Origin of the sequence: Kribbella sp. NPDC049174, assembly GCF_043197365.1 — a bacterium.
Taxonomy (GTDB): Bacteria; Actinomycetota; Actinomycetes; order Propionibacteriales; family Kribbellaceae; genus Kribbella.
The window spans coordinates 147,170-155,680 of record NZ_JBICSZ010000012.1; the positions used below are offsets into that span (position 1 = coordinate 147,170).

Here is an 8,511-nt window from a genome sequence, read left to right on the forward strand (position 1 = left end):
ACAAATAGAGTCGGAGTCATGCCGACGCTCGAGGACATCCAGCAGGCCGCCGCCCAGCTCCGGGGCCGCATCCACCGCACTCCGATCCTGACCTCGACCGCGCTGGACGAGCGTTTCCAGGGCACGCTGCTGCTCAAGGCCGAGCTGTTCCAGAAGACCGGCAGTTTCAAGGTCCGCGGCCTGCTCACCAAGCTGCTCCGGCTCAGTCCGGAGGAGCGCGAGCGCGGTGTCATCACCGTCTCCGCCGGGAACGCGGCCGGAGCCCTCGCCTGGGCCGCCCGGAACGCCGGCGTCCCGGCCACGGTGGTGATGGCGAAAACCGCCGTACCGGCGAAGATCGACGCGGCCCGCGGGTACGGCGCCACGGTCGAACTCGTCGAAGGCGACCTGATGGCCCAGTACGAGCGGATCCGGGACGAGCGGAAGCTGACCGGCGTCCACCCGTTCGACGACGAGGACGTGATCACCGGTCACGGCAGCCTCGGCCTGGAGCTGCTCGAGGAGCGCCCGGACATCGACACCGTCCTGGTCCCGATCGGCGGCGGCGGACTCATCTCCGGCGTCGCGCTGGCGGTGAAGCTCGTGAAGCCGGAGATCCGGGTGATCGGCATCGAGCCCGAGCAGGCCGACGTCGTCAGCCGCAGCCTCGCGGCCGGCGAACCGCAGAAGCTGCCGACCGCCCGGTCCATCGCCGACGGGCTGGCCGCACCGGTCTGCGGTACGCGCAACTTCCCGCTCATCCAGCAGTACGTCGACGACGTCGTCCGCGTGAGTGAAGAGGCGCTCCTGGAAGCGACCCGCCTGGTCATGTCCCGCACCAAGCTGGCCCTCGAGCCGGCCGCGGCCGCACCCTTCGCGGCGCTGCTCGAAGGCAGCATCCAATTGCAGGGCACGACCGCCTCCGTCGTCAGCGGCGGCAACCTCGACGTGTCGAAGCTGGTCCTCTAGGCAGGAGCCAGCGCACGAGAGTCGGACTTGACCCCGTCACTCGGGTCGTCGACCACGTCACCTTGACGGACCGGGTCGTTCTCCGGCAGCAGGATGTCGCGCGCCACCACCAGCATCAGCCAGAGCGTCCCGGCCATCCGCACGATCACCGACAGCCAGTAGATCCGATCCGGCTGGTCCGGATTCCCGGGCGCCAGGAACTGGGCCAGATGCATCCACACCAGCATCCAGTAGAAGCATTCGCAGGCCTGCCAGATCAGCCAGTCCCGCAACCGCGGCCGGGCCAGCGCCACCAGCGGCAGCAGCCACAGCACGTACTGCGGTGAGTAGACCTTGCTGACCAGCAGGAACGCCGCCACCACCAGGAACGCGAGCTGGGCGAAGCGTGGCGGCCGGGGCGCCATCAGGCCGAGGATCGCGATCGACAGGCACAGCCCGGCGAAGATCACGATGTTCAGCTGGTTGACGTCCGCGACCTCGTGTTTGGCCAGTTTCAGCACGTACCAGATCGAGCCGTAGTCGCTCTCCCGCTCGTCGTTGAAGGTCCAGAACGACATCCACTCGTTCTTCGCCAGCAGGTAGATCGGCGCGTTGACCAGACCCCAGGCGAAGATCGCGGCCACCGTCGCCTGGAACCACGGCCACAGCTTCCGGCCGCGGATGCACACGATCAGCAGCGGACCGAGCAGCAGGAACGGGTAGAACTTCGCCGCCGTGCCCAGCCCGAGCAGGATGCCGAACCAGATCGGTCTTCCCCGCGACCAGGCGAACATCGCCCCGGCCGTCAGCGCCACCGCGAACAGATCCCAGTTGATCGTCGCTGTCAACGCCAGCACCGGCGCGGCGGCGACGTACAGCGCGTCCAGCGGCTGCCCACGGGCCGCGCCCGGGCGTGTCTCGACCCCGCGCGCGGTGGCGACGGTCAGACCGACGATGAGCAGCGCGCACAGGAACAGCAACACCAGGTTGACGACGAAGAACACACCCGCGGTGTCGCGCTTCTGCTCGACGGTCAGGTCCGTCTTCGGGTCGCCGGTGATCACCCAGGTGATCCGGGCCGCGACCTCCATGAACCCACCGGTCAGCACCGGGTACTCCAGCACCGGGTAGTTGCCGGTGTCGAGGAACGGCCGGTTGCCCTCCGCGAAGCCGCGCTCCTGGTACAGGAACCCGATATCGGAGTAGCACAGCGCCTTGAACGGCCGCCAGCTCTGCCGGTCCCAGCCGGCCTCCATACACGGCGCCTTCTGCAGTACGCCGAGCCCGAAGGTGAGCGTGCAGACCGCCAGCGCGATCCGCAGCGGTGTCCACCAGGACGAGCTCAGCCGGGCGAACCGGCCGGACGGCCCTCCGAGCCCCACAGTCAGGCTGGCAACGGACGGGTCGGCCTCCGACGGGGTCAGCCGGTCCTGCGCGTCCTGGCTACGTGGTCCGGTCACGGGGGGCATCATCTCCTATCCGCTCGACCGACGACCAGGGCAGGTTACCCACCCCTCCCCAACGCCGCCACCAACGCGGCGGCGCGCTCCGGCGAAACAGCTCAGCCGGTCGTCGGCTCCAGTGCGCCGAGCCAGCTGGTGAGCAACTTCTCCAGCTGCGCGGCCTCATCCGGACTCAACGCTTCGAGTAGCCGGCGCTCGTTGGCCATATGCGCAGTGAACGCCTTGTCGAACAGGCGGCGCCCGGCCGGCGTCAGGCGAACGACGCGACCGCGACCGTCGGCGTCACTGCGCCGTCGCTCCACCAGGCCGGCCTCCTCGAGCCGATCCACCCGCTTGGTGACCGCACCGGTCGTCACCATCGTGTGCAGCGCGATCTCCCCGGGCGCCCGCTCGTACGGCGTACCGGCCCGGCGCAACGCCGCGAGTACGTCGAACTCCCCCTCGGTCAGCCCGTACTTCGCGTAGAGCAGCGTCAGCTCACCGGTCAGGTGGTTCGCGATCCGGTGCAGCCGGCCGATCACTCCTTGTGGACTCGTGTCGACGTCCGGCCGCTCGACTCGCCACTCCGCCTGGATCCGCGCCACGTGGTCTTCGGTCACCAGTCCAGTATATCTTCCCAGGAAGATATAATAGCTTCCATGGAAAATATCCTCCGCTGGGTGCTCGTCACCGCGATCGCCCCGATCGCCTGGGGTACGAACTACTTCGTCACCCACGAGTACCTGCCGGCCGGCTATCCCCTGTACGGCGCCCTCTTCCGCGCCCTGCCCGCCGGACTGCTGTTGCTGGGTCTCGCCCGCCGCCTCCCCCGCGGGTCTTGGTGGTGGCGCTCGTTGGTGCTGGGCATCTGCAACATGGGCGCCTTCTTCGCGCTGATCTACGTCGCCTCGCAGTTGCTGCCGGTCAGTCTCGCCTCGATGATCATGTCCGCCAGCCCACTGACCATGGCGCTCTTCGCGTGGGCCCTTCTCGCCGAGCGCCCGACTCTGCCGGTCCTCGTCGGCGCAGCCGCCGGAATCACCGGCGTGTGTCTGATGCTCGGCGCCGGCGCAACCGCGGTGGACCTCCGCGGCGTAGCGGCCTCACTCGCCGCCCTGCTGATGTCCTCCTGCGGCTACATCCTCACCAAGAAGTGGGGCCGAGCGGCCAGCCCGCTGGCCACCACCTCCTGGCAACTCATCGCCGGCGGCCTCGTCCTGATCCCGTTCGCCGTGGCGATCGAGGGTCGGCCACCCACGATGGACCTACCGGCCCTCGCGGGCTTCGCGTACGTCGGCCTGATCGCCACCGCCCTGGCCTTCACCGCCTGGTTCACCGGCCTCCGCCACCTCCCCGCCGCCACCGTCGGCCTGATCGGCCTGCTGAACCCGGTCACCGGCGTACTCCTGGGGACCACCCTGTCCGGCGAACTGCTCACCGTCACACAACTCTTCGGGATGGCACTGGTGCTGCTCGGCATCACACTCGCCCGACCGCGCCGCGAGAACAGCCCTTCACTCCCAGCTGAACCAGGTCGTGAGGGCGTCGTGCAGCGCGGGCTGCGCGGTTCCGGCGGGTTCGTCGTTGGTTGCGGCCCAAGCAACGAGGGCGTCCGGGCGGATCAAGAGGGCGTCGGCCGGCCGGTCGTCGGTCTTGGCGGTGACGATGTGGACGCGCTGCTGCCAGTCCCGGGCGGTCTCGCGAAGATCCTGACGGTCGGCGAGGTCGAGGAGGACGGGCCGTCCTGCGTGCATCAGCTCCGCGACGCTGGTCGTGCCCTGGTCGGTGTGCAGGGTGAGGTCGGGCGCGAACGTGCCGATCAAGGCGTGCCGGTCAGCGCCAGGGAGCGGGTAACGGATGTCGGAGGCCGCGACACGCGCTGCGAGGCGGCGCAACGGCTGCTCGTCGACGAGCAGTTCCTGGAAGACTTCCCGCAGCGCGTCGGCCGCGGGGTCAAGCCCGCGCCTCAGTGCGACCTGGGCGCGGGTGTGGAGGAGCGTGCGGGCTCCGGCGAAGTGGCGTTCGGCGTGATAGGTGTCCAGCAGACCGTCCGGCGCCAAGCCGTTGACGCCGACTGCCAGCTTCCAGGCGAGGTTGACCGTGTCGAGCATGCCGGCGTTGAGCGCTACCCCGGTGGCAGGGAACAGATGGGCCGCGTCACCGGCCACGAGGATCCGCCCCTCGCGGTACCGCTCGGCCTGTCGAGCATGGAAGGTGAAGCGTGACAGCCGACGCGGTTCTCCCAACGGCAGGTCCACGCCGAGGACGCGGCGGATGCTGCCCTCGAGCTCGGCCAGGGTCATCGGCGTGTCATCGTCGTACTCGGTGGTCTCGTCCTCGGAGGTGTAGACCATCATGACGTCGGCGGTGAGCGTTCCCCACCCGAAGACACCGCCGTCTGTCCGGGTGAAACCCGCACGGATCGTGCCGACGCCGCTGACCTCGAGGTCGCCGTTGTCCAGCCGGGTGATCGAGTCGGGCACGGTGACCTGCCCGAGCCGGTTGACCTCCGGATACGTGGTACCGGGGAACGGGATGCCGGCCAGCTCGCGCACCCGGCTGCGCGGGCCGTCACAGCCCACGAGGTAGCGGGCGGTCACCTGGTACGACCCGTCCGGACCGCGCACGTCCGCGGTCACCGTGTCGTCGTCCTGGCTCACCCCGAGCACCTCGTGCCCGCGGCGTACGTCGGCGCCGAGCTCGCGGGCACGCTCGTCGAGCACGCCCTCGAGCCGCGCCTGCGGGATCTGGACCGCGTACAGCGGCGGATCTGCCAGGTGGGTGAAGTCCAGATCCAGACCGCCGAACGGGAATCGAGCCGGCGGGCTGGGATCGGTACTGGCCGCCTTGACCCGGTCCAGCAGACCTCGGTAGCGCAGCAACTCCAGGATCTGCCCGGCGATCCCGTTGGCCTTCGCCGTCTCCCGCAGCCGCGGGGACCGCTCCAGCACCACCGCCCGCACACCCGCCAACCGCAACTCACCAGCCAGCATCAACCCGGTCGGTCCGGCACCCACGACAACTACGTCAACGTCAGTATTTCTAGTCACGATCGGCGATTCTCCGCCACAACCCGCCCCTTGCGGCAAGCCCCCACCTGCGCTATAAGTTAAGAGTGGCAAGGAGATCCGCTCTCCTTGCCTTTCTGTTTGTCCCGTCCCGCTGCGTTGCGCCAGGCAACAACTTGACCGCGTGGATGACCGGTGCCGATTGCGTTCACCCGCTTGCCGATGGTGCGCGCCGAGTGCCGGTTCGACTTCACGCCACCGGTGTTCGGGCGGGTACGGCGGCCACCAAGCCCGCCGCCAGTACTGTCATTACCGCAGTGACCGCTCTCCACCATTTGGCCATTGCTATTCCTCCCATCTTTGGGCGTTGAGATGACGCAGGGGCTTGACACAGGGGATTTCTCGACTCGACGCTGGTGCCTCCGAGTCGAAGCGCTTCGACTGGGGTATGACAGGGTAGGAACACACCAGGACAAGGAGAGCCCTCGATGGTCACGATCGCGGACGTCGCCCGGCATGCCGGGGTCGCGGCCAGCACTGTCTCCTACGTGCTCAGCGGGAAGCGGTCGATCTCCACCGACACCCGCGAGCGCGTCCAGCGCAGCGTCCGCGCGCTCGGCTACCGGCCGAACGCCAGCGCTCGTGCGCTCGCCAGCCAGCGGTCCAACGTGCTCGCGCTGGTGATTCCGCTGCGCACCGGCATGCACGTTCCGGTGATGATGCAGTTCGCCGCCGCGGTCGTCACCACGGCCCGCCGGTTCGATCACGACGTACTGCTGCTGACCGCCGACGAAGGGCCGGAAGGTCTGGAGCGGGTCGCGCAGAGCTCGCTCGTGGACGCGCTGGTCGTGATGGATGTCGAGCTGCACGACGAGCGAGTGCCGGTGCTGCGCGAGCTGCCGATGCCGTCGGTGCTCATCGGGTACCCGGCCGACGCCGACCGGCTGACCTGTATCGACCTCGACTTCGTTGCCGCGGGCGCCCATTGTGTTGATCACCTGGCCGACCTCGGCCACCGCTCGCTTGCCTTGCTTGGTACCCCGTCTGCCGTGTACGAACGTCAGACAGGTTTCGCCCAGCGCACTCTGACCGGCTTCGTGGAAGCGGCCGAGCGTCGTGGCGTTCTCGGCGTCGAGACCCCGTGTGAGCACACCTTCGACGCGATCCTCGGCACCGTCGAGCAACTGCTGCGCGACCACCCGGACATCACCGGGCTCGTGGTACAGAACGAGCCGATCATCGGCCCGCTGCTCGACGTACTGCGGCGACTCGGACGCCGCGTCCCCGAGGACATGTCCCTGATGGCGATCTGCGCGGACGACGTCGCCGAGCGGCAGGTTCCGCAACTGTCGTCCGTCACCATCCCGGCCGAGTGGATCGGCGAGCAGGCGGTCGAGTCCCTCATCACCAAACTCGAGGGCGGCGACGTACCCGAGCTGACCCTGCTGCCGCCGAAGCTCACCGCCCGCGGCAGCACCTGCGCGGCCCCTCAAGGTGACCTGACCACGGCATAGCCACCAGCCGGCAATGACAACTCGCCGTCGACTGTCAGGCCTGAGATCAGGTCAACCCCATCAGCGGGTACGACGACCTCCGCGTCGCCGTGGTTGAACAGGAACGTCCACGTCGTGTCGCCGGAGCCGGAACGGCGACGAACCGTCTCCACAGCCGACGTCGTCAGACCGAAGATGCCCGCAGCGGTCTCGGCGTCCACCGAGGTCGAGACGTACCAGGCTGTCCCGGCGCCGACCTGACGACGGGTGATCGCCGGCTTCCCGTCGAGCACTCCCCCGACGTACCGATCGATCACCTCGGCCGACACCGCCTCCACGTCCTCGCTCCACAACCGCCCCTGGCCGCCGGACGACAGCTCCACCACGCCGTCGGCAGGCAGCGGATGAAACTCCTCCACCCGCACGCCGAGCAGCGACCTGAACGCACCCGGATACCCGCCGAGCCGCACCTGTACGTCGGGGTCGACGATCCCGCTGAAGTACCCGACCACCAACTGCCCGCCACCCTCGACATACGCCGCGAGCGACGCGGCCGCCGCATCGCTGATCAAGTACAACGACGGCACCACGACCAGCTTGTACGACGACAAGTCGGCCGAAGGATCCGCGAAGTCGACGGTCACACCGGCACGCCAGAAATGCCGATGTGCATCCTGGACCGCCACTAGGTAATCCAGTGAGGACGACGGCAGATGCGTCCCCTGCATCGCCCACCAGCACTCGACATCCCACAGCACCGCGACCTCGGCGACAACCTTGCTGTCGGCAATCTCTTCCAGCTGGGGCAGCACCGACCCCAGGTCGGCAACCTCCCGGAATATCCGCGACGATGCCCCGGCGTGCGGCACCAGGGCCGAGTGATACATCTCCGAGCCACCGCGCGAGGCCCGCCACTGGAAGAACAGCGCTCCGTTGGACCCGCGCGCGATGTGCGACAGACTCTGCCGCGCCATCCGTCCCGGCTCCTTTGCGTGCAGCCGCTGACCGTCGTTGAGCGCTCCCGCCGCCTGCTCCATCAACAGCCACGGCTTCCCACCGGCCCACGACCGGGCGAGATCGGCACCGAACGCGGTCTGTTCCTCTGCACCGATATCGCTCCGGCTCGGATAGTGGTCGATGGCAACGACATCAACCGCCGAAGCCCATTGGGCATGGTTCACCGGCACCCAGTTCCCGAACACGAAGTTCGTCGTGATCGGCAACGACGATCGCTCACGGATGACAGCCTTCTGTTCCAGGTACGCCGCAAGCAACTCGTCCGACCAGAACCGCCGATAGTCCAGGAACTGCGTCGGATTCACCAGGTACTGCGTACGACGCGGCGGCTGGACGTCCTGCCAGTCGGCGTACCCCTGACTCCAGAACGCCGTCGTCCACGCGGCGTTCAACCGGTCGAGCGACCCGTATCGTTCCCGCAACCAGTCCCGGAACCGCTCAGCCGCCAGCGAGCAGTAACAGACCGTCCCGTACTCATTGTGTACATGCCACATTGCCAGTGCTGGATGATTGTCATACCGATTGACAAGGGGCCTTGACCCTGGTTCTTGGACACGCTGATTCCAGCCATCGGCTGGGGAAGCGAGATGATCAGGACCATGGCCCGCAAGAACTATTCCGAGG

General features: G+C 68.1%; 6 protein-coding genes and 1 pseudogene. 3 read left to right on the plus strand and 4 right to left on the minus strand.

Going from position 1 to position 8,511, the window contains the following annotated elements; genetic code table 11:
- Window positions 1-18 precede the first annotated feature (18 nt).
- The gene (locus ACGFIF_RS39865; RefSeq protein ID WP_393162245.1) at window positions 19-948 is read left to right on the plus strand and encodes a threonine/serine dehydratase; all 930 of its coding nucleotides are present in this window, start codon (window positions 19-21) and stop codon (window positions 946-948) included.
- On the opposite strand, the gene ACGFIF_RS39870 is transcribed toward ACGFIF_RS39865, so the two are convergent.
- The gene (locus ACGFIF_RS39870; protein WP_393162259.1) at window positions 945-2,396 is read right to left on the minus strand and encodes a glycosyltransferase family 87 protein; all 1,452 of its coding nucleotides are present in this window, start codon (window positions 2,394-2,396) and stop codon (window positions 945-947) included. The genes ACGFIF_RS39865 and ACGFIF_RS39870 overlap by 4 nt on opposite strands.
- Window positions 2,397-2,488: 92 nt before the next feature.
- The gene (locus ACGFIF_RS39875; protein ID WP_393162247.1) at window positions 2,489-2,989 is read right to left on the minus strand and encodes a MarR family winged helix-turn-helix transcriptional regulator; all 501 of its coding nucleotides are present in this window, start codon (window positions 2,987-2,989) and stop codon (window positions 2,489-2,491) included.
- Window positions 2,990-3,028: 39 nt separating this feature from the next.
- Here ACGFIF_RS39875 and ACGFIF_RS39880 point away from each other — a divergent pair.
- Window positions 3,029-3,796: pseudogene (locus ACGFIF_RS39880) on the plus strand (EamA family transporter); the annotation flags it as partial.
- A gap of 87 nt (window positions 3,797-3,883) precedes the next feature.
- Here ACGFIF_RS39880 and ACGFIF_RS39885 read toward each other — a convergent pair.
- Window positions 3,884-5,419, minus strand: coding sequence for an FAD-dependent monooxygenase (locus ACGFIF_RS39885; RefSeq protein WP_393162249.1), 1,536 nt, complete (start codon window positions 5,417-5,419; stop codon window positions 3,884-3,886).
- A 446-nt stretch (window positions 5,420-5,865) separates the two neighbouring features.
- Between ACGFIF_RS39885 and ACGFIF_RS39890 the strand changes: the two genes are divergently transcribed.
- Window positions 5,866-6,891: a LacI family DNA-binding transcriptional regulator gene (locus ACGFIF_RS39890; protein WP_393162251.1), complete on the plus strand. Its 1,026-nt coding sequence runs from the start codon at window positions 5,866-5,868 to the stop codon at window positions 6,889-6,891.
- Here ACGFIF_RS39890 and ACGFIF_RS39895 read toward each other — a convergent pair.
- Window positions 6,867-8,381 (minus strand): beta-galactosidase, encoded by a 1,515-nt coding sequence (locus ACGFIF_RS39895; protein WP_393162253.1) that lies wholly within the window; start codon window positions 8,379-8,381, stop codon window positions 6,867-6,869. The genes ACGFIF_RS39890 and ACGFIF_RS39895 overlap by 25 nt on opposite strands.
- Window positions 8,382-8,511 lie beyond the last annotated feature (130 nt).

Coding starts and splice junctions, on each gene's coding strand:
- ACGFIF_RS39865 (WP_393162245.1), top strand. CDS start 19: ATGCCGACGCTCGAGGACATCCAGCAGGCCGCCGCCCAGCTCCGGGGC.
- ACGFIF_RS39870 (WP_393162259.1), bottom strand. CDS start 2,396: ATGCCCCCCGTGACCGGACCACGTAGCCAGGACGCGCAGGACCGGCTG.
- ACGFIF_RS39890 (WP_393162251.1), top strand. CDS start 5,866: ATGGTCACGATCGCGGACGTCGCCCGGCATGCCGGGGTCGCGGCCAGC.
- ACGFIF_RS39895 (WP_393162253.1), bottom strand. CDS start 8,381: ATGTGGCATGTACACAATGAGTACGGGACGGTCTGTTACTGCTCGCTG.